The organism is Oligoflexus sp. (assembly GCF_035712445.1).
Taxonomy (GTDB): Bacteria; Bdellovibrionota_B; Oligoflexia; order Oligoflexales; family Oligoflexaceae; genus Oligoflexus.
Genome location: NZ_DASTAT010000061.1, coordinates 57,675 through 78,016 on the forward strand (window position 1 = coordinate 57,675; position 20,342 = coordinate 78,016).

Below are 20,342 nucleotides of genomic sequence, written 5' to 3' on the forward strand. Positions count from 1 at the left end.
TCAAACCGGAAAAGCTCTTGGCATAAGCCCTTCATGGTTGAATACTGGCCCTATAGGGGAACAGGCCCGCCCTCGATCGTGTGGGCGGCGCAACACTGAAATTTGCTAAGAGAAGTCACCATGTTCAAATCAAATTGGAAATTTTTACTGCTCGCAGCGCTGGTGAATCCAGGCTGCGCAACCCTGGTCATTCGCCTTGCACCATCGGACTGCGCCGTCGTCAATGAGGCCGTACCGGACGGCCAAATACCTGACCCGGCGGCCATTGCGAAGGATGCGTTCTGCGCCAAACAGCTGATGGACCGTCATGCTCCCCAGGGGGCTGTCTCCATTTTCGGCAGCGCACGCACACCGGAAGATCACGAAGCCTACAAAGTCACCCGCGAATTCGCTTTCAAATGGACGCAAAAACATGGCGCTGAATTCCCTGTGATGACCGGCGGAGGCCGCGGCATCATGGAAGCCGGCAATCGGGGGGCCGCGGATGCCAAGGGCAAGAGCCTCAGCATCGGCACCTGGTTCACGGGTGGTTTGGAACGGCCGAACACCTACACAACGCACGGATACATGGCAGCAAGCTTCTCCCAGCGGGAAACGGATCTTATAGATTACGCGGCCGCTGTCGTCATCGCCCCCGGCGGTTTCGGAACCGAGTGGGAGATTTTTGAATCGCTGTCGAAGATTCAAACGAAAAAGAAAAAGACCGTGCCTGTAGTCTTCCTGGGTGGCAGGAAAACCTGGTCCACCTTTCTGCGCCGGGTGGAGGACATGAAAGCCCTCGGTACGATCAGCGCGGAAGACGATAAGCTCTTCTATATCGCCGAGACCACCGACGCCGCTGTCCTGCACATCGAAAAAGCGCTGAAGTCCAGCCAAGGCCGATGAGCCGAGGCATCAAGGGGGAACAGGATCATGGGCCAAACAGAAAACATCACGGCGGTCACCGATAAGGCCACGATAGATGCGCAGTACCGTTACTGGCGCGTGCGGGTGATGTATGGAATGATGGGCGGCTATGCCCTCTATTATTTCGTGCGGAAGAATATTTCGATCGCCAGCAAGGCCATCACTGACGAATTTCAATTTTCCAATACTGAATGGGGCGTCGTGCTGAGCGTCGCGACCATCGTCTACGCCTTTTCCAAATTTTTCAGCGGGGTCCTCGCCGACCGCATGAATCCCAAGTACATGATGAGCATTGGTCTTCTGGCTTCGGCCGTGATCAACCTCTTCTTTGGATTCGGCAGCAGCCTGACCTTCTTCATCGTCTTCTGGGCCATCAATAACCTTTTCCAAGGGGCCGGCATGCCGCCCTGTTCCAAGCTTCTGACGAGCTGGTTTGCGCCCAAGGAAATCGGTTCGGCCTGGGGCATTTGGAATGCCTCCCATCAGATCGGTGGCGCTGTGATCGTGGTGTGGGCGGGCTACCTCGTCGCGCATGATGGCTGGCGCGCCGCGTTCTGGATTCCCGGCGCTCTTTGCGTGGTCGGAGCCTTCTGGCTTTTCAACCGACTCACCGATTCCCCCGAATCCATGGGCCTGCCGCCTGTGGAAGTTTACAAGGGCGAAGTCACGACGCCCGCGCCGAAGGACGATACTCCCTTCGCCGAGATCTTTAAAAAATACATCCTCTATAACAAGTGGGTGTGGGTCGTCAGCATTGCCAACTTCTTCGTCTATATCGTGCGCATCGGCATCATGGACTGGGCGCCCAAGTATCTGCAGGAAGCCAAGGGCTTTGATATCAAACAGGCGAGCTACGCGCTGTCCGGTTTTGAAATCGCGGGCATCTTCGGCGCTTTTGCCTCGGGCTGGATTTCCGACAAGATCTTCAAGGGTCGTCGCGGTCCCGTCTCGGTTTTCTTCATGCTGCTTCTGATCGTGGGCGTGGGCATACTCTTTTATGTGCCGTCCGGTCAGCTGGGTATGATGTCGGTGATCTTCGCCGCGCTGGGCTTTTTGGTCTATGGGCCGCAGCTGCTCGTGGCCGTGGCCGCAGCCGACTTCGCCACCAAGCAGGCGGCGTCCAGCGCTGTGGGTCTCACGGGGCTGCTTGGTTATATGGGAGCTTCTGTCTGCGGTGTCACCACCGGAGTTCTGGTGGATCGCTTCGGTTGGAATGCGGCGATACTCTTTTATCTGGCTTCGGCTATCCTGGGCTGCCTGCTCCTGGCCTTGACCTGGTTCAAGAGCGCCCACAACGCCACGCCGGATTCAGTGCATCACTAAACCTGCCGTTTCAAGGCCCGGAACGGGCCTTTTGAAACCGGTCGGCAGCGCCTTCATCTCGATCAGTTTCAGGATGAGTTTGATCAGGCCCGTCATCGACTCACACTGAAGGAAGGCGCGATTTTCATAATAGTCCGCCAGCTGAGTCCGAAGCGCGATGATATTCTCATGCGGCGCCAGCGTGCTGCCTTCCAGCGCATTGAAGAGTCCTTCCAAACGCAGGATCTCCGAGCGGGTTCGGCGGAAAAACTGCGCCCGCTCCTCCTGCTGATACTGATGCACGGATTCAATCGACAGGTGATCGAGCACGAGCTTCACATAGGGGAAGTTCTGTTTGAAAAATTGCGGCAGGTAGACCTTCAGCGAGGGTTCGAAGCACTGCTGGTCAAAGTCGATCGAGCGGATACGGAAATAATTCTGTTCAAAGTCCATGGTCACGTCGATCACGAAGTTGGCGGCGTGCATGTCCCCCAAGAGGCGCAGGACGCAACGCTCATTGAACTTCACGAATTCCTTGGCGAGGCGCACGCGGCTCGTATCATCCTGATCCAGTTTCTTCTGCAGGAACACATCACCCGGAATCCCGTAGATGTGCTCCTCGACCAGCGTGTCACCGGAATAAAGGTAGGAAATGCGGTTGGGCGAAAGCAGGTGCTCCAGCTCCAGGCCGAAGATCCGGGACATGTCGGCTTTTTTGAGATAAAAATAATCGAAGTTATCATTCAATCGGTTGATCACCCGCACCCGGAAAGGGGAGGTGTTCGCGTAAAGGCAGAGGTCGATGCGATCGACTTCCAGATGCCGCACGTGAAGGCCTGAGCCTCCGGCTCGCAGATGCGAGTAAATCTCCAGCAGCGCGTCGTGCAAAGGTCGCCTGACCGCGGGTGCGTAGCAGAGCGTGGACCAATAGGTATCCTGTCCTTGGGCATCATAGAGCGGCAGGGCCTCCACGTAGTCATGAAGTTCGTCGTAACAGATCGGGAGCTTGATTCCGCGATCATGTTGGCGAAGGTAGCGAGAAAATGGCAATGTGACTGAGTAGCTCAGCTTACGTTTCTCGATCAACTTCATGGACACCTCGAAATACGTAGTCTCCAGACGCATCTGCGCAGGAAAGTCAGCATTTGTCAAGTCCGATGCCTCGTTCCGGGGCGCCCTGCCGCTCTCTGGATTCAAAATTGTGATTTAGGTGAAAATCTGGGAAAATCAGACTCGCACTCTAGATCAAACGGAGAACCACGGAATGAGCGGCGAACTCTTATCCGCCGAAGACATGCGCCGCATTCGAGTCGAGTGGCGCACGGAAGCCGAAGATCGTATCCGCGCGGCTGCGGCGGTTCTTGGCCGCAGGGCCCGGGATGAGGCCGACGCTCCGCTCATGAAGGACCTCATGCGGGTCCTTCATTCTCTGAAGGGAACCGCCGCGATGGTAGGTTTCCGCGAGGTGGCGGAATTCGTCCATCAGATGGAAGATTACTGCGAAATGTTTCGCGGGCAAAATCCGGTGCCGTTCAGCCATTTTTCAGTGGAGCTCATGGAAAAGGCTCTGGAGGAACTCCTCGAGATCGTGGAAACGGCCGACGCTGACCATGATCCGGTCGTCGGCTCGTCTGCGGTTCGGAACGAACTGAAGACAGCGACCGAGGGCCTCTTGCGCGAAAAGGAACTTCATTTCACAGAACCGGAACTGCCGCCCCGGTCGCAGGACGCAATCAAATGGCCGGTCATCACCGCGCTTGATGAGCTGAAAAAAGACCTCACGATCTGCCCCAGCTGTCCCTTCATCAAGGAAAGCTATCGAACTCTTCATTCGAAACACCTCAGCTCCGATGAATTGGAAAAACAGCTCACGACCCTGAACAGTCTTAAGATTGAACCGTGCATCCTTCTGGTTGATGATGAGCCGGGCTTGACCCAGGTGGTCGGCGACCTCATCAAGCTTATCCTGCCCCGCGCGCGTCTGATCGAGGCGGATACGGGCGCAAAAGCCTTGAATCTTCTCAGCTCGGTCATGGGTGATCAGATTGATCTTGTGATCGTCGACCTTGAGATCATTGATATGAGTGGGCTCGCTGTACTGCGTTCGCTACATGAGCTTAAAAGTCGGAGCGAAGTTTTTGCCAATGGCATGATCATGACCGCCCACAAACCCTCCGAACAGGACCTGCATGAAGGTCTGCAGTTGGGCGTTCGCGAGTTCCTGCTCAAGCCATTTGGCATTGATCATCTTTTAACAAGTCTGATCGGCCCCATCCGCGAAGCCATGATGAGCCGTTTGCTTGTCAGTATCGTTTCCTACAGCCAGCGGGTTTACATGGGTTTCAACCGACTGGAGCGTGAACCCGATGTTCAGCTTCAAATCGGTATCCGCCGAGAGATTCACAACATGCTCACGCAGATGGCGAAAGCGCAGCGTAGTCTTCAGGACGCTCAAATGCTACCGTTCTGCTGAATGATCACCCAGCACAACGGCAGAAGGAATGCATTCAAACCGTGGCTGTGCTCAGCACCGTATAGCCAGCCTCCTCGATTTCAGCGGCGAGCGTCTTCGGATCCTCGACGCTATCCACTTTCACCAGCTTGGACGCCAAATCCACCTGAACCTTCGCCCGGCTATCGAGTTTGGTCAGCGACTTCGTGATGGCCTGGACACAGTGATTGCAGGTCATGCCCTCGACTTTAAATTCGTACATCGAAAGATCCTCCTTCCATAAGTTGATTCCAGAATCGGCCTTCCCACGGTGGGAGGGTCAAGGAAAATAATCTCTCTGGCCACTGTAAAATTTTTTGACAGTGATTTCGCCTTATTCCTTCCTGATTCTCGTGACTTACCGCCATATTTACTGGTCTATTTCCTGCAGGGTTGGCGCGGATCTCTGGCCTTTTCACGCACGAGGATACGCATGAAAAATCTCCTGCTGCTTACGCTCCTGGCCGCGACCTCCTTTCACTGCCATTCCCAGTCCTCAAGTCGCGTCGCGACTCTGGAAGCGCCCAAGGCTGCGCCTTTATCTGCGGCCAGTTCCATCGTGAACACGACCTATAATACCTGGGAAAAGGATGGCCGCTGGGAAGCGAGCATGGGGCCTTTGAATCCCAGCAAAGGCGGCATCGTCTGTGATAACGTCGATGAAAAATTTCGGACGGGCGACTATGCGCTCTGGTTTGTGGCGCCGAGTGATGTGATGCCCGAGCTGGGGCTGAAACGCTGCGGCCCCAATGTGCACGGTGGTGAGCCGTCCTGCGTCGAGAACTGGCAGCTCTGCGGCCGCAAGCTGAAAGTCAGCTGCAAGGCCGGATCACGCTGGTGCGGAACTCCGGGCAAGCCCTCGCTGCTGGCTGATTACAATGCCGCGCGCATTCCCGTGAATAACTATGTGCCTGATTATTATGTAAAGAAGACGACGGAGGCTTTGGGGGCATCACCGGCTGTACCTGAGGCTGTCGTGCTTTATATCACCGACTTCTGTCCTGCTGCGCATTCGCAGAATCAGGCCTCCGGTCACTGCCAAAAGCCTCAGCTGGATCTGGCGACCTCAGCCTTCCTGCTGTTAAGCCAGCAGAATGCTCAGGGCTATATTGATTCGCAGCTGGATCTTGAGGTGGAGCTTCTGCCGGAAGACGACAGCACTCCGGCCGGACCGCTTTATCCTAGCGGACCCAATCAATCGCAAACTTCCGCCCCTTGATACGGCCCTGGCGCAGACGTTCGACCGCAATGCGGCCGATGGACTGCGCAACAGCCACATAAGCGATGCGATCGTGGATCTCAATCTTGCCGATGTCCTGGGCGTCCAGGCCGCCGGCCTCTCCGGTCAAGGCCCCGAGTATATCGCCGGGGCGCAGCTTATCCTTGCGACCACCACCAATGGAAAGCGTCGTCATCGCCGCGCCCTGATAAAGGGCCTTTTCCTGCTTCGCGATCTGCACCCGTTCGCGCTCGAAGCTTGAACCCGTGTACGTTTCAATCGCGTCCACCTTCATGCGATCGCGGGTCGAGGCCAGGGAAATCGCAATGCCTTCCTTGCCCGCGCGACCTGTGCGGCCGATGCGGTGGACATAGGTGTCAGCCTTCAAAGGCAGATCGTAATTGATCACCAGATCCAGATCCGCGACATCAATACCGCGCGCGGCCACATCGGTGGCGACGAGCACGCGAATACTGCGGTTGCGAAGTTTGGCCATGACCTTGTCACGGTCCATCTGCTCCAGATCACCGTGCAGCCCGGCAGCGCTTACGCCCCATTCGTTCAAAGCTTTGGTGATTTCGGCGACCGCGGCCTTGTGATTGGAAAACACGATCGCGGTTTCTGGACGATATTGATCCAATAGCCCATGCAGGGCGGACAGTTTATTTTCAGCGCTGATCTCGACCAGGATCTGTTTCACGCTGGAGGCGGTCACCTCACCTTCATCAATGGTGATGCGCTGCGCCTCTCTTTGATAACGCGCGCTCATCCCTTCGATGCTGGCGGGAAATGTCGCCGAGAAGAAAATCGTTTGCCGATTCTTCGGAGCCGCGTCCAGAATTTTTTCCATTTCATCCGCAAAGCCCATGTCGAGCATGCGATCGGCTTCATCGAGCACGAGAAAGCGCAGAGGATTCAGATCGAGGTTCCCACGATTCAGATGATCGAGCGTGCGGCCGGGTGTGCCCACCACGATATGCACGCCGCTTTCCAGGCTATTGGCCTGAGGCCGTGACGGTTCCCCGCCAGCCAGCACCAAAACCTGCAGTCCGGGATGACGCCGCCCAAGTTTCCGTATCTCGCGCGCCACCTGCCCGCAAAGTTCCCGCGTGGGACAAAGCACCAGGGCCTGGACCCGCCGTGCGCTCACGCGGATGCGATCGAGGATGGGCAGGGTAAACGCAGCCGTTTTGCCGCTCCCGGTCTTGGACTGGCCAATCAGGTCATGACCTTGCAGCAGGAGAGGTATGCTCTGGGCCTGAATGGGTGTCATGGAGGCAAAACCCAACTCGGCAACGACCTGCTGCAGAGCAGGTGAAATCGCAAGCTGAGCGAAAGAGGATGGGTTTGCGGTGGGCGCTGTATGCATAGTTTTTCTCCGGAATCCTGGGACGGAGCACCATAACGCAGGACTTCGAAAAGAGCCAGCCAAGACTGGGGACGCCCTGAGCGATATCGTGTGCATCCTCTTTCAGCACACGCATCACCAGGGCCGGTCCATCCTCTCGGGAACCAGGATTTCAGGAGCCGCGGCTCAGCGTGGCAAAAGGCAGCCGGGAACTTTGACATCGACCTGCCCCTGATCGTTGCGGCAGGAATAGATCCAGAAGGTTTGCTGCGCGTAGCTATAACCCTTCTTATAGATCACAGAACCATCCTCATTCACTTCACAGGGATTATTGACTTCGCATTTGCGGCCCGAAGTATTGCCCGTGTTATTCACGGCCACCACGGTGCGCGTACCTGCGGCCAGAACCGGCGAGCCGGAGGTGCCACCGACGACATCGCAGCTTGAAGTATAACGAATCGCGTCCTCGAAGCTCCACTTGCCTTCCTTCAGAACCGGAGCCACGGCGGCCACGGCACAGGAATAACCGCGCTTCCAGTAGCCCGAGATGACCTCGATCTCGGTGCCGAGTTCGGGGGCCTCGCGGCTCAGCGTCAGCGCATCAATATTGAATTTCGCGCGGATGTCGGCATAGCTTTCACGCAGCTGGTAAAGACTCATATCGGTTTTGGTCATGGTCGCGTACAGAATTTTTTCCGCGCGCACGGTTCCGAGTTTATTGGCCTTGGCCCCCAGGACATCAAAGCTTCTGCTGTTGTTTTGATTGAACACGATACGGCCTGGATCGATCATGCCCGTGCAGTGACCGTTGCTGAGCACCATGGCCTTATCAGTGTCCTGGCTATCATCAAAACGCACGAGGCTGCCCGAGCAATTCGATAGGCCCAGAATGCCTTCGAAATCATAATCCGCGGTGAAGTTCTCCACGGCATCCAGACTTTTGGGAATGGGCAGGCCAAACTCAGGCATGCTGTCCGCGTGAAGTGACGAAAAAGACGCAAGTAGGCAGGGAATCGAAAGCAGTAAGCTTTTCATGGCATCCTCTCAATGTAATGACGGCTCGTTCTGCATTCATGGCTAAACATTCGCCTGAAGCTTGGCAATACAGCTTATTTGAAATATAGCCGCCTTCGATGGGCCGCCTTACCTCAGAGTAAGAAATCAAAATAAATTTAACATGCGGGTATACGAAGCCGAAGATCACCTTCAGAGCATGAGGTGAATGCGATGTCACGAATTCTTGCGATCTTCTTATTTTTACTCAATGACTTTCTGCAGGCGGCGCCAGCTCATCAAGCGGTCGTCGAACTCGACTCCGAGCTGCAAACCTTACCTTTGGATCAGCAGCTTTGGTTTGTGGAAGATGGCGCGGGAAAATTTCAGGAGACGGATATCCTGAAGCCTGAGTTCGCGCTGCAGTTTGCACCGAACAGCAGGAAGACGCCGAACTTTGGGTTTTCCCAAGCGGCCTGGTGGGCCCGTGTGCAGCTCCGCAACACGAGTGACAAAGCTCTGACTGTTTACGTCACCGAAGGCTACGCCGTCGTCGATCACATCAGCTTCTGGCAGGTGATACCAGACCAGGGCCTGGTCGCGCATGCGTCCATGGGAGACCGGACGCCGCATGATCCTCGGCGTGCAGCCCATCGGCTACCGACCTTCCGCATGGATCTGCCCCCTGGCGACAGCTGGCTCTATATCCGTATTCAAACGGAAGGAAGCGTAATCTTTGATATCAAGCTCCACGGCGAGGATGCCTTTCATCAGGCTAAAACCGATGACTATGTCTTTGCCTATACTCTTCTGGGCATACTCCTTGTGATGGCACTCTATAACCTTTTCATCTGGATGCAGCTGCGTAAACTCACCTATCTCGTGTATGTGGGCTTTATTCTCACCATGATCTGGCAACCGCTCGCCTACAGTGGGCTGGCTGTTCTTCATCTGAGCGATTACACATGGTTCATGAATAGCGGCTACATCTTTATCGCGAATAAATCCACGCTCCTCGCCTGCCTCTTCCCGGTCCTTTTTCTGTCTCTGAGGGACCGGCACCCCTGGCTTTTGCGCTTTTGCTATGCGGGGATGTTTTTCTCGGTCGTCTCCGATGTCTCGCTGCTGTCCAGCTATAACCTGGGAGCCAAAGTTTCTGTTCTGGGAGCGACGCTCGCGTCCTTCATTACTCTGACGGCCGGTATAGTCTGTTCCATGAAGCGCTTTCGCCCGGCTTACTTTTTTACTCTGGCCTGGATTGTGATGATTGTGGCCAATGTCGTCCGGATGGCTGTTGTCGCGGGACACCTGCCGGCCTCTTTCCTGGCCGAATGGGGCGTTCTGATAGGCTCGGTGGTGGAGGTCGTCCTGATCTCGCTGGCCCTGGCGGACAAGATTCGCCTTACGGAAAAGCAGGCCTTCGAAAGGATCGAACTGCTGAACCAGGAGCTGAAGAAAGAGCATGACGCCGTCGTGCACCTGAACAACAATCTTGAGCGCATGGTCGAAGAACAGACCCGCGAAATAAAATCCATTCTGAAGCATATTCAGATCGGTATCGTTGTAATCGGGAAAAACAAGCTGGAAATCACCGACACCTATTCGGAATCGGCCAAAAGCATTTTCAAAACGGAAAAGATCGCTGGGGTCCATGCAGTCGACCTCCTCTTCGCCAATGCCGCGATCGACAGTGATGTGAAGAGTCAGGTGCGCTCGGTGCTGGACAACAGCATGGGTGAATCGGCCCTGAACTTCGAATTGAATTCGAATCTTCTGCCCCATGAACTGACCTATCTTTTCGGACTGGAGCAGCGGGTGCTGCAGTTCGATTGGAATCCTGTCATGGACAAGGACGGGACGATCGAGAAGATGCTGATCTCGATCAAGGATGTGACGGCGCTGAAACAGCTGGAAGCGGAAGCCCATGAACGTTCGCGGGAACTGGAGTGCATCGGCGAGATTCTGGACGTGACCCCGCGGAATTTCGGGATCTTCATCGACTCCGCCCAACGTTTCCTGGCCGACAACCTGCGCCTGCTGAAGAGCAACCTGCGTTTTGACAAGGAAGTTCTGAAGATCCTGCTCATCAATATGCATACGATCAAAGGCTCGGCTCGAAGCCTCGGCCTGAAGAATCTGACTCCCATGCTGCATGACAGTGAACAGCTCCTGGCCCAGTCCTTGAATAAGGATGTGAAGTGGGATCATGCGCGACTGCTCCAGGGTCAGCAGATCATTCAGAATCAGATCGATTTGTATCAGCAGTTGAACCAGGCCAAGCTCGGACGGAATTCCGGCGACGCTCTTACTTTTTCGACCGAATTCGTGGATCGCATGCAGAACTTTTTGAGGGTCGTTGCCGACGAAGGACCATCCCAGTTCCGGCAAAAAGCGGTGAGCCTGAAGGAAGTCATTGAAAATCTGACGTTTATTCCGGCGGAAACCGTCTTCCGCGAGGTCCTGGGAACGGCCGATATGCTCGCGCGGGATCTGCGGAAAGAGCCGCCTGTCATCGAAGTTCGGGGGCATTCCATTCATCTGTCCATGGAAGCCCAGGAGCTGGTGCGGAACACTTTTGTGCATATCATCCGTAATTCCATGGACCATGGCATCGAAACCGCATCCGAACGCAGTGCGATGGGCAAGAGTCCAGAAGGGCATATTCAAGTGTCCGTTGCTCTGGAGGACGGCCAGCTCGTGATCGTCTACCACGACGATGGCCGCGGGCTGAATCTGCGGGCAATTCGCAGGATTGCGATGGATCGTGGTCTGCTCAGGCCCGATAAGAATATTTCGCCTGAAGACATGGCCTATCTGATTTTCGAGCCGGGTTTTAGCACCGTGGAGACGGTGAATGAGATATCCGGTCGGGGCGTAGGCATGAGTGCTGTCAAAGACTATATCGAAGTGAAGGGAGGTCAGGTCAGCATTGAGCTTCTGACCGAGACTCCTGTGATCAACCTGGACTTTGTTCCCTTCAATTTTGTCTTTCGACTGGTGCCGAAACTTTGCATTCAGGGAGTCGCCTGAACCATAAGCTTTGCGCAGAGCGAAGCGACTGCGACGCCACATCACTATTTTTATGCACCTCCTGGAGGCTTCAACCTGAGAATACAGGTTTACTCCAGGAGATCTCTGGTTTTTCTTCGTAAATCCTCGCTCAATCATTTCCGCCTGGGAGCCGAAAGCAGCCTTACCAGCGGAAGGAAACGTTCATGTATTTTCTAGTTCGACTCTTCGCTCTCCTGTCTCTGTTCGGGTCACTCACTGCCGAGGCGCGGACCCTCGCCGGGGATGGCATCCTCGATTTGCGAGGCCAAAAACTCGACGGCCCCCTTGAGCTGAACGGTGACTGGGCTTTCTATTGGCAAAGCTTCGTGGAACCTCAGGATATCGAGAAGCTGGAGGCCCAGCGGACGCTCATTACGGTCCCGAGCGTTTGGACCAATGCGAAGGAAAAGTACCCGACCTTCGGCTATGCGAGCTATCATCTGCGAGTTCGACTCGATGCGCCCGCGCCTCTGGCTCTTTATTTCCCGGCTTCGATATGGTCGGCATCACGCATCATCGTCGATGGCGTGGACGTGGCGCATTATGGAACATTGGGAACGTCCGCTGACACGTCCACAGGTGGCCAGGGTCCCAAACTCTATGCCTTTACGCCAAAGACGGCTGATTTCGATGTGATCGTGCAGGCGGCGAATTTTGAAATTTTCCTGGCCGGCATGAATAGTTCCCCCCTGCTGGGCTCGCTTGATGATCTGACCTGGATGCGCTTCAAAAAAATCAGTCTGGATGTTTTCATCATCGGCGCTCTTTTCATCATGGGCATCTATCATCTCTGCCTTTTCTGGTTGCGGCGGTCCGATCCGTCCACTCTCTTCTTCGGTCTGCTTTGCCTGGGCGTGGGATGCTACCTGACTGTGACCCGTGATGGTCTTTTGATGACTTTGGTGCCCCATCTTGATTTTAATCTGCGGCTTCGGCTCTATAACATCACCTGGATGGGCAGCGTGCCGATGTTCACCTGGTTTGCCCACTGCAGCTTCCCGAAACATTATAAAGCCTGGGTCCCTCTTTTCATGACCGTCGTCACCCTCGTCTTCGTCGGCCTTGCGGGTTTCACGTCCCCGCGTTTTTTCGTCGATAAGACGCTTGGCTATCAGCTCCTGACCTGCTGCATGTGCGTTCACGCGGTGGCGGCGATTTCCTATGCCTGGTATAAGAAAGTGGAAGGCGCTGCGTACTTCCTTGCGGGCATCATGTTCCTGCTGGGATCTTACCCGCATGGAAAAGGATCTGAAGGAGGCGGAACGGATCGTCGGCATCTATGAAAAAATCGCCCGGGAAAAACTGGGCCGGATCAGCGCCACGCATCGGCAGGTGGAATTTCATGTGGAACTCATCGAAGGGCTCTATTACGACATCTGCCATACGACCCGTGGCCGCGAGCTGCCGGCCGATGTTTTGAGTATGGTCGATCGACTCAAGGCGACGCTGCATGTCAAGCTCTTCAAGGACGTCGACCAGGTTTTTGCCGATCTGGTGGAGTGCCTGCCGGTGCTGGCGCGGGATCTGCATAAGGAAACGCCGCGTTTTGAATTGCATCACAGCGGGATTCTTCTGACCGAAAGAGCTGAGGATGTTTTCCGCCGGGTCTTTGTCCACCTTCTGCGCAACAGCATGGATCATGGTCTGGAAACAGCGCCCGAACGCAGCAAAAAGGGCAAGGAACCCGTGGGTCATATCCGGGTGAGCATGCAGCGGGACGGTGAACGCCTGCACCTCGTCTATGAGGATGATGGTCGCGGTCTGCATATCGCACGCATTCGTGATATCGGCCTTGCCCGTGGGCTGATCAGTGAGGATGTGAATTACACGGCGGCGGCTTTGGCGGAATTGATTTTTGATTCCGGCCTTTCGACGGCCAATCAGGTGTCGGATATTTCGGGCCGTGGCGTGGGTATGGATGCCGTCCGGAGTTTTCTGCAGGACGCCGGAGGCGGCATTACCATTCAGCTCGGAGAGGAAAAGGAACCAGGCTTTTTCGCTCTCCGCTTTTTGATTGATCTTCCCTTCGTTCTCTTTGAAGAACGGTTGCCCAACGGCGGTCAGCGCGCCGCCTGATAGGCAGCCGGGCACCACTCAACCTGCACGACCCGGCTTGAGATAACGAGCGAACTCGTGAATAATCTCTTGCTGGTGGTCGGCTGGCTATTGCATAGTTTCAGGGTATTCAACCTTCCGTACACCTGGAGGTCGATGGATCATGGCATCCCCGGATATTCTGAAATCCATTTTGCTTGAGGCTGAGTATGCCTGTTTCAATCGACGTCGGACTTTACGTGATGTCACTGAAGGGATGCCCTCGATCCATGCGGACTCCCATCTGATTCAGATCAAAGATCCCACGGCGCCCCTGGATACTTATGTCAATCGCTTGATTGTGGCTGATCCCATCGAAGCCGAGGCGCTGCTGAAAATCAGCCGGCAGTATGATGCTCAGAATCTCGCCCACTCCATCGATGTGCTGCCGCATGCCCTGACGCCGCAATTATCCGCTGAGCTGATCCAAGGTGGTTTCCTACCGTTTCGTGAGTTGCTGTTTCTTCACAGGAAGCCTGACTCGACTTTTCCTAGGCCAGCCGCTGGCATCTCCATCAAAAAAGTCGGGTCCGGCGAGGGACCTATCTTCCTGGACGCGGTGATGGCGTCCATGGGACGAGCGATTGCGCCTGCCGTGCTGGCCGCTAAACGCCATTTTTATGAGAATTCTTCGTTCATCTGCTATCTCGCTTATTGCGAGGATGAGCTGGCTGGATTGGCAACTCTTTATCATAAAGGCGATCGAGCCTGGATGGCGAACGCCTTTACGTTTGAGTCCTTTCGCGGGCGAGGCGTGCAAAGTGCGCTCATCCACAGTCGCATTCAGGATGCGGCGGCTCTGGGCGTCGCGACGCTGCTCACGGATGTGGAGTTTCTCACAGCCAGCTACCGCAATCTGCAGCGGCTTGGCTTTGGCTTCCATTATGCCGCGACCAGCTGGGAACGATTACCCAGCTGACGGCTCGCGGTTTGGGATGCTTGTCGAACCTGGTTTACATCGTCCAGGACTTCAGGGTCGAATTTATTCGGACTCGCCCTGAAACAAGGCGATCAACTTTTCAAGCCTGGCCTCGTGATCAGCGATGATATACACGGGCCTGCCGTCGATCGTCACAGCTGATGTTGTTGCACCGAATCGTGAGGGGCGACTGCAAAAGCCGCTCTTTTCGAGTTTGACCAGCATCTGAAAGCGGTCCGCATCATCACTGGCCTGGAATGCATCCTTCTTATCGAGAGTCACAAAGCTTCGATTGGCTGCGCATCTGGACTGCGGCTTGCCCAAGCCTGCTTTAAAACCTTCCATGAGCCTCGTCAGGCGCTCGTCATCATCGTTGAAACTGAAGACATCGCGGCCACCCAGGGTCAGGGAGGAACGGTTGGCGGACAATTCCGAAGCCCCCATGCAAAAACCACTGGCGAAGAGGACGCTCAAAGTCTGGGCGCGCTTGCGATCGTCGCTTTCATAGAAAACGTCCCGACCATCTAGAGTAATATAAGACCGATTGGCGTTACAGCGTGTACCGGCCGGAAAGAGTCCGGCTTGGAAAAGAGAAAGCATCCAGTTGAGTCTGGCGCCATCATCACTTTCATAAAAAACATCACGGCCATCAATGGTAATATAGGAGCGGTTCGCGCTGATCGGGCTGGCGCTGGTGCAATAACCACTAACCGCAAGTCGTTCCAGTATCGCCGACCGTTTATGATCATCGCTTTCATAAAAAACATCACGACCGCTGATGCTGATGTAAGAGCGGTTTGCGCCACACTTTGAACCCTCTGGCAGGATATTCTTCTTCGACAGGGTGAGCATCCACTGAAGCCGTTTGGCATCATCAGATTCATAGAAGACATCACGGCCGTCGATGGTGATGTACGATCGGTTTGCACCCACCCTGGTGGGCACCGAACAGAAGCCGCTCTCTTCCAAGCTCATAAAGGCATTCCATCGCTTGCTATCGTCGGATTCATAAAAGACATCACGACCATCGAGAGTCAGATAGGATGAAGTCACGCCGCATTTTTTCGAGGAAGGCAGATTCTTCTGAAACATTTCGAGCAGCCGATTCAAGCGCTCTTTATTGTCTGCAATGTAAAAGGCGTTCTTGCCGTCGATCGTTATATAGAAAGCATCAGCACTCACCCTGGTGGGTCGTGAGCAGAAACCTGAGGACTGCAGGGTCGCCATATGCTGATCACGGAGGGTCTTCTCGTTCATGCCATAAACAAAGGCCTCCTTGTCGTTGAGCTTGATGGTGAAATGGGTTTTGTCTTCCTTCACGCAGTTCCCATCCCTGCAAATAGGCAGATTCTGCATGTCTTCAAATGCCTTATCCCGATCAGCTTGACTTGAAAAAAAGCGGGTCGCATTGTCATCCAGCGTGCGGATGAAATAGAGATTTCGCTCCGAAGCCTCGCACTTTTCCGGACGGTCAAGGGTGGTGACCTGGGCTTGGATTGTTTTGCTTATATCCTGGCCGGCCGGTCCTTGGCACGATAGCGTCACATCACTGGTTGTGTTGATACGAAAGGACTCATTCGTTCCGCTCGCATCCAGACCGCGTAAATACTCGACGTTCCCAGATTCGTTCTTGAGCGCAAGCCCGCAGGTGTTGAGGCCCTCGGTCTTCCAGCTTATTGTGATGGGCTGTGGCCCATCGTCCCGGAAGATAAAGAGCGGATTGGGAGTGATCGCCAGATCGAGGATTTTAGGTTCCGGGCCAGGGGAGCGACCAACCTTGATACCGATCGTCTTTTGCACAGAGCCAGTGCTGTCTTTGCAAGTCAGAACCAGCTGCGTGCTTTCCCATACCTGGAAAGGAAGATCACGTCCTTGAACGTCAACCTTCATCGCCGAGTATGGCGTGAGGCGCTCCAGGGTGCAACTCGAAGCAAGCTGCGACTGCCATTTCAATTGAACTGTACCCTCATTTTCTGAAGGAGCCAGGACCACGTTATTGGGTTTTGCTTCAAAAGCCAGAATCGCGAGTTTGTTGCTGGGATCGCGCGTGAGCTTGATACTTTTCTCGGCTCGGACCTCATTGCCCTGCGCGTCGTTGCAGGTCAGAACGACAAATGTCGACACAGAGACGGAAATTCCCGCAATTTCATCGTTGGGCAGACGATCCGGATAGGACTGTCCATCTCCTAGAGTCAGCTGGCACTTATAGGTATTGCGGCTTCGCCATGTGACAGTGAGGAGCCCGGCTTTCTCATCGGGAGCCAGGTTCAGGAGTTCTGCTGAAAGCGTGAATTCATCTATAGCAGATTCCTGCAAAGGGTCCGACGCCCTATTGGACTTCGAATCTCCGCAGGCTTGGGAGACGATGGTTAGGGCAAGGAAAAATAACAAAGAGCGGCTCACGGAAAGCTCCTTCCTGTGTTTTGGCCACGGGCTGGTCCCGTGGCCGCTGTACCGCGAAAGACGCCAAAAAAGACAGGATATTGCAGAAATATTAGAGAATGTTTTGAGGGAGACTGGGGAGGTTTAAGAGACTATTTTTATTAAGTTTTCGGGTGAATACTGAGGGGTTGGTTCAATGCCCTCCCTCTTCGACTTCAACCGGGGCCCCTTCGTTCTCTTCAAAGAAAGGGCCGTGGCAGTCAGCGCGCGACCTGATAGCAGCCGACTTCGCGGCGCAGGGCTTCGAATCGCGTGCGCAATTCACCGACGGGATTGCGCGAGCCTTTTACATCGAGGCGCACAAAAACTTCACCATTGGGATTTTCCACCTGGATAAAGGCGGCGTCCGAAGGGGATGCAGGGCGGCAGCGGCTGTCTCCTTCCCCATTGCGGGCTCCGGCTTCCAAAGCCGCCATCAGGCGTCCTGCAAGGTCGCAGGCTTCGCTCGTGAAGCCGTCACGAGCCTGGGTCAGGACACGGCTGCTGGTCAGGATGTTGCCCTGAATCGAATAAAGAAAGCCACCCACTTCACCCTGAACATCGTTTGCATAGAAGCCATTTTTCGCGCCGGTGAAACCCGCGACGCTTCCATCCAGGGATACGACCGCATACTGCCGTGTTGGGGCTATTGGATCAAAATCTGCCGACTGAAGGGCTTCGATGATGACATCCGCTGCGTAACCCTTCGCAAGAAGACGCGCTGCATACTGCCGACCGGAGATATTGGTGTTGGCCTGAGCATGAACCGCACCGACACCGGGAACGCCTTGATAAACACGGCTGACCGAAGCTCCGGCGATGCAGCTTGTGGCCGCTCCACCGACCTGGCCTGTCTGCCTGTCGACGGCTACGATGGAATATGTAGCCCATACGGGGGCTGTAAAGACAAGACTGGCAAGGCCTACGAGAGAACGCAGAATGTGAGTGCGCATGGTGGCTCCTTTTCCTTTTGGGTTCTGCTAACAGAGCCGGAAGGCTTCGTCAAATCAAAATCCGCAAGGCGGGAGTTGGATACCAGGCGACTGTAAAGGGCTGACAGCAAAGGATCTTCACCTGTGATGGTGATCATGGTCGTGATCGTGGTCACAGCTTTCTGTTTCCACTTCCAGATTGATGAAATGATAACCCTTCTGGCGAATTTTTTCACGGGCCTGTTCTTTGATTTGCGTCGCGTGTTCCCAGGATGAAATGCGCAGACAAGCGGTGAAAACATGCTGACGCCCATCAAGGCTCCACGCATGAACATCACGCAGGGCTTTGACGCCGATGATATGCTCCAGATCATGGCGCAGAGCCGCCAGATCCTTTTCAGAAGGCACATGCTGCATGATGATGCGCAAAGGTTCCTTGAGATGGCGCAGAACATTCACCAGGACAAAAATCGAAATCCCGATGGCCAGCACCGGATCAATCCATGCGACCTGGAAAACGCGGATGCAAAGAGCGCCGATCAGAACGGCGATCCAACCCAGAAGGTCTTCGATCAGATGCCAGGACAGAATTTTTTCATTATGCGAATGACCGTGCGAAAGCCCAAAGGCGGCCAGGCCATTCACGAGGATGCCAAGGATCGCAAGACCGATCATGCCGTTGATGTTGGGCAGCTCGCGCGCTTCGAAAAGATGCGTGATGGCTTCCACACAGATGACAAACGATCCCGCGATGATGATGGTGCCTGAAACCAGGGAGGATAGGATCGAATAGCGCTGATAGCCATAGCTCAACTGGGCAGTCGCCCCCTGCCTCGATTTTTTCTGCAGCACCAGGGCCAGAGCCAGACTCATGCTGTCACCGAAATCGTGGATGGCATCGGCGATGATCGCAAAGCTGCCGATCAGGATGCCGCCGATCAATTCGATCAGGGCGAAGGCCATATTCAGATAAAAGGCCAGCTTGATCCGCTTCACAGCCGCAGCCGAAGCAGGGGAGTCATCCGCTATTGCAAGGGAGTGTTGATGGCCGGAATGGGAAGCGTGATCATGGTCGTGATCATGATGGTGATGATGGCCTTTGGTGCCCATGAGTCTCCGCCTTGTCGCCCGTGAGCGGTCTGATTCCTGGGAAGGTCGTCGCATGCTGACGACTGCCCGGAAGCAAGCGCTCTTTCAGGTAATCATACACCAAATGCAGAAGGGCGCCTCCAATAAATGCCTCAAAAAGACCGAAGTAGGAGGGGATCGCAGCAAAGAGGGCATGACTCAGGAAAAAGCCGAGGACCGTGCCCAGGGCCACGTTGATCAGCACAGCCATCGCCATGCGACGGCCATAGCGTTCGTCGAAATACTTCCAAAGAAATACTTCGAAGAGCATGCGATGAAGGAGCACGCTCATGCTCAGCTCCTTGGCATGATGATGCGCCTCGCCGATGGCCGGCAGCTCGGAACTGACCAGCGCCGCCCCATCAATCATGGCGTGGCTAAAGAGAAAGACCTGAACCAGAGCCAGGAAGAACCAGGATTTTTTTTCCGGATGCGAAAAGAAATAATCGTCCCCGACACCCAGCATGATCACACCGGCCAATGCAGCAACGATGGCACCCCAACCGTAGACGGCCAGGCTTTCCACTATAATATGAGTGATGATGGTGTAGGTGATCCCGACGACCAGAATGAAGGCCAGAATCTGTGAGGCTTTACGATAGCGCTGCACGGCCTGCACGATCATGGGAGTGCAGGCGAGGAGCAGCAGGCTTGCGAGTAGGTAGTTCATAAAGCCTTTCGAATACTTGGGATCGCTCAAGCGGACCGGGCCGCATGCGCTGACCTCATGTCTATCGGCATAAATACTAAAATTTACAATAAGAGGGCAGTCAAATCTCGGGCCCCGGGAGGGCAGGAATTAAAATATCCTGAGATTTTAGTCAAGTGGAAAGCCATTAAGGCGGGTAATCGCAAAGTCTCGGCCGCTTCTATTCGCAAGAACTTGCAACAGAAGCGGTGACTAAGTGCCTGAAAATCTTACCTTAGGGGTAAAGAATCTGGGTGATCCAGGCGTCCTTCGGGCTTTTCCGGGTATAGACGAGGCGATCGTGCAGACGGAAGGGTCGGTCCGACCAGAATTCCACGCGGATCGGCAGAATGCGAAATCCTGACCAATGCGGTGGCCGCGGGATGGTCTTGCCCTCGTACTGCTCAGTGACCTGTCTGAGACGCGCTTCGAATTCGGCGCGCTCTTTCATCGGCTGCGATTGCAACGAGGCCCAGGCACCCAGCTGACTTTCACGCGGACGGCTGGCAAAATAAGCATCCGCTTCGGCATCCGACACACGCTCGACGCTCCCCGCAACGCGCACCTGACGCTTCAGCGTATCCCAATGAAAACAGACCGAGGCCTGTGGATTCTCTTGAAGATCACGAGCCTTGGCACTCGTCATGTTGGTATAAAAAACCAAACCTTCGTGATCAAACTGTTTCATAAGCACCATGCGCACCGACGGCATGAGATCCCGCGAAGCCGTGGCCAGAGCCATCGCTGTGGGATCAATCAGAGTTGAGGCTTTTGCCTCAGCAAACCAGGCAGCAAAACGTTCGACAGGGTCCTGATTGTTGACAGCCATAGTCAGACATCTCCAGTTGAA

At 54.9% G+C, this 20,342-nt stretch carries 17 protein-coding genes; 8 read left to right on the forward strand and 9 right to left on the reverse strand.

The features are described from left to right. Positions 1 to 120 precede the first annotated feature (120 nt). Positions 121 to 885, forward strand: coding sequence for an LOG family protein (locus VFO10_RS12405; protein ID WP_325140539.1), 765 nt, complete (start codon positions 121 to 123; stop codon positions 883 to 885). A 27-nt stretch (positions 886 to 912) separates the two neighbouring features. Next, the gene (locus VFO10_RS12410; RefSeq protein WP_325140542.1) at positions 913 to 2,229 is read left to right on the forward strand and encodes an MFS transporter; all 1,317 of its coding nucleotides are present in this window, start codon (positions 913 to 915) and stop codon (positions 2,227 to 2,229) included. Here the strand turns inward: VFO10_RS12410 and VFO10_RS12415 are convergent. Further along, positions 2,215 to 3,300, reverse strand: a complete 1,086-nt coding sequence (locus tag VFO10_RS12415; protein WP_325140545.1) for a hypothetical protein — start codon at positions 3,298 to 3,300, stop codon at positions 2,215 to 2,217. The genes VFO10_RS12410 and VFO10_RS12415 overlap by 15 nt on opposite strands. A gap of 172 nt (positions 3,301 to 3,472) precedes the next feature. Here VFO10_RS12415 and VFO10_RS12420 point away from each other — a divergent pair, with 172 nt between their 5' ends. Then, complete coding sequence (locus VFO10_RS12420; protein ID WP_325140547.1) at positions 3,473 to 4,681, forward strand: response regulator; 1,209 nt, start codon at positions 3,473 to 3,475, stop codon at positions 4,679 to 4,681. Positions 4,682 to 4,715: 34 nt separating this feature from the next. Here the strand turns inward: VFO10_RS12420 and VFO10_RS12425 are convergent, their stop codons facing one another. Then, positions 4,716 to 4,922: a heavy-metal-associated domain-containing protein gene (locus VFO10_RS12425; protein ID WP_325140549.1), complete on the reverse strand. Its 207-nt coding sequence runs from the start codon at positions 4,920 to 4,922 to the stop codon at positions 4,716 to 4,718. Positions 4,923 to 5,132: 210 nt separating this feature from the next. Here VFO10_RS12425 and VFO10_RS12430 point away from each other — a divergent pair, with 210 nt between their 5' ends. Then, a complete protein-coding gene (locus VFO10_RS12430; RefSeq protein ID WP_325140551.1) occupies positions 5,133 to 5,918 on the forward strand; it encodes a hypothetical protein in 786 nt (261 codons plus the stop codon). Here VFO10_RS12430 and dbpA read toward each other — a convergent pair. Together dbpA and VFO10_RS12440 are read right to left on the reverse strand one after the other, a co-directional pair. Further along, positions 5,881 to 7,287 carry an ATP-dependent RNA helicase DbpA gene (dbpA, locus tag VFO10_RS12435; protein WP_325140553.1) on the reverse strand — a complete coding sequence of 469 codons (1,407 nt, stop codon included), beginning with the start codon at positions 7,285 to 7,287 and terminating at the stop codon, positions 5,881 to 5,883. The genes VFO10_RS12430 and dbpA overlap by 38 nt on opposite strands. 165 nt (positions 7,288 to 7,452) lie before the next feature. Then, on the reverse strand, positions 7,453 to 8,301 hold the full coding sequence (locus VFO10_RS12440; RefSeq protein WP_325140555.1) for a trypsin-like serine peptidase: 849 nt from the start codon (positions 8,299 to 8,301) through the stop codon (positions 7,453 to 7,455). A gap of 192 nt (positions 8,302 to 8,493) precedes the next feature. On the opposite strand from VFO10_RS12440, the gene VFO10_RS12445 reads away from it, so the two are divergent. The 4 genes from VFO10_RS12445 (at position 8,494) to VFO10_RS12460 (ending at position 14,323) form a co-directional block, all read left to right on the forward strand. After that, positions 8,494 to 11,289, forward strand: coding sequence for a 7TM diverse intracellular signaling domain-containing protein (locus tag VFO10_RS12445; RefSeq protein WP_325140557.1), 2,796 nt, complete (start codon positions 8,494 to 8,496; stop codon positions 11,287 to 11,289). Positions 11,290 to 11,474: 185 nt separating this feature from the next. Then, entirely contained in the window at positions 11,475 to 12,593 is a 1,119-nt protein-coding gene (locus VFO10_RS12450; RefSeq protein WP_325140558.1) for a 7TM-DISM domain-containing protein, read from the forward strand. Continuing rightward, positions 12,547 to 13,386, forward strand: a complete 840-nt coding sequence (locus VFO10_RS12455) for an ATP-binding protein (protein ID WP_325140560.1) — start codon at positions 12,547 to 12,549, stop codon at positions 13,384 to 13,386. The genes VFO10_RS12450 and VFO10_RS12455 overlap by 47 nt, the downstream gene beginning before the upstream one ends. Positions 13,387 to 13,528: 142 nt before the next feature. Continuing rightward, positions 13,529 to 14,323, forward strand: a complete 795-nt coding sequence (locus VFO10_RS12460) for a GNAT family N-acetyltransferase (protein WP_325140562.1) — start codon at positions 13,529 to 13,531, stop codon at positions 14,321 to 14,323. A 63-nt stretch (positions 14,324 to 14,386) separates the two neighbouring features. Here the strand turns inward: VFO10_RS12460 and VFO10_RS12465 are convergent, their stop codons facing one another. The 5 genes from VFO10_RS12465 to pdxH all read right to left on the reverse strand — a co-directional run bounded on the left by VFO10_RS12465 (position 14,387) and on the right by pdxH (position 20,321). Continuing rightward, positions 14,387 to 16,639 (reverse strand): hypothetical protein, encoded by a 2,253-nt coding sequence (locus VFO10_RS12465; RefSeq protein WP_325140564.1) that lies wholly within the window; start codon positions 16,637 to 16,639, stop codon positions 14,387 to 14,389. 326 nt (positions 16,640 to 16,965) lie between these two features. Then, positions 16,966 to 17,697 carry a DUF1028 domain-containing protein gene (locus VFO10_RS12470; RefSeq protein ID WP_325140565.1) on the reverse strand — a complete coding sequence of 244 codons (732 nt, stop codon included), beginning with the start codon at positions 17,695 to 17,697 and terminating at the stop codon, positions 16,966 to 16,968. Between the two features lie 117 nt (positions 17,698 to 17,814). Further along, on the reverse strand, positions 17,815 to 18,786 hold the full coding sequence (locus VFO10_RS12475; RefSeq protein WP_325140567.1) for a cation diffusion facilitator family transporter: 972 nt from the start codon (positions 18,784 to 18,786) through the stop codon (positions 17,815 to 17,817). After that, complete coding sequence (locus tag VFO10_RS12480; protein WP_325140570.1) at positions 18,755 to 19,474, reverse strand: hypothetical protein; 720 nt, start codon at positions 19,472 to 19,474, stop codon at positions 18,755 to 18,757. Before VFO10_RS12480 ends, VFO10_RS12475 begins: the two co-directional genes overlap by 32 nt. A 253-nt stretch (positions 19,475 to 19,727) precedes the next feature. After that, positions 19,728 to 20,321 (reverse strand): pyridoxamine 5'-phosphate oxidase, encoded by a 594-nt coding sequence (gene pdxH, locus VFO10_RS12485; protein WP_325140572.1) that lies wholly within the window; start codon positions 20,319 to 20,321, stop codon positions 19,728 to 19,730. Positions 20,322 to 20,342 lie beyond the last annotated feature (21 nt).

What these genes read in the sequence shown, in the direction of transcription:
- VFO10_RS12405 (WP_325140539.1), top strand. Translation starts at nt 121, where the DNA reads ATGTTCAAATCAAATTGGAAATTTTTACTGCTCGCAGCGCTGGTGAAT.
- VFO10_RS12410 (WP_325140542.1), top strand. Translation starts at nt 913, where the DNA reads ATGGGCCAAACAGAAAACATCACGGCGGTCACCGATAAGGCCACGATA.
- VFO10_RS12415 (WP_325140545.1), bottom strand. Translation starts at nt 3,300, where the DNA reads ATGAAGTTGATCGAGAAACGTAAGCTGAGCTACTCAGTCACATTGCCA.
- VFO10_RS12420 (WP_325140547.1), top strand. Translation starts at nt 3,473, where the DNA reads ATGAGCGGCGAACTCTTATCCGCCGAAGACATGCGCCGCATTCGAGTC.
- VFO10_RS12425 (WP_325140549.1), bottom strand. Translation starts at nt 4,922, where the DNA reads ATGTACGAATTTAAAGTCGAGGGCATGACCTGCAATCACTGTGTCCAG.
- VFO10_RS12430 (WP_325140551.1), top strand. Translation starts at nt 5,133, where the DNA reads ATGAAAAATCTCCTGCTGCTTACGCTCCTGGCCGCGACCTCCTTTCAC.
- dbpA (WP_325140553.1), bottom strand. Translation starts at nt 7,287, where the DNA reads ATGCATACAGCGCCCACCGCAAACCCATCCTCTTTCGCTCAGCTTGCG.
- VFO10_RS12440 (WP_325140555.1), bottom strand. Translation starts at nt 8,301, where the DNA reads ATGAAAAGCTTACTGCTTTCGATTCCCTGCCTACTTGCGTCTTTTTCG.
- VFO10_RS12445 (WP_325140557.1), top strand. Translation starts at nt 8,494, where the DNA reads ATGTCACGAATTCTTGCGATCTTCTTATTTTTACTCAATGACTTTCTG.
- VFO10_RS12450 (WP_325140558.1), top strand. Translation starts at nt 11,475, where the DNA reads ATGTATTTTCTAGTTCGACTCTTCGCTCTCCTGTCTCTGTTCGGGTCA.
- VFO10_RS12455 (WP_325140560.1), top strand. Translation starts at nt 12,547, where the DNA reads ATGGAAAAGGATCTGAAGGAGGCGGAACGGATCGTCGGCATCTATGAA.
- VFO10_RS12460 (WP_325140562.1), top strand. Translation starts at nt 13,529, where the DNA reads ATGGCATCCCCGGATATTCTGAAATCCATTTTGCTTGAGGCTGAGTAT.
- VFO10_RS12470 (WP_325140565.1), bottom strand. Translation starts at nt 17,697, where the DNA reads ATGCGCACTCACATTCTGCGTTCTCTCGTAGGCCTTGCCAGTCTTGTC.
- VFO10_RS12475 (WP_325140567.1), bottom strand. Translation starts at nt 18,786, where the DNA reads ATGGGCACCAAAGGCCATCATCACCATCATGATCACGACCATGATCAC.
- VFO10_RS12480 (WP_325140570.1), bottom strand. Translation starts at nt 19,474, where the DNA reads ATGAACTACCTACTCGCAAGCCTGCTGCTCCTCGCCTGCACTCCCATG.
- pdxH (WP_325140572.1), bottom strand. Translation starts at nt 20,321, where the DNA reads ATGGCTGTCAACAATCAGGACCCTGTCGAACGTTTTGCTGCCTGGTTT.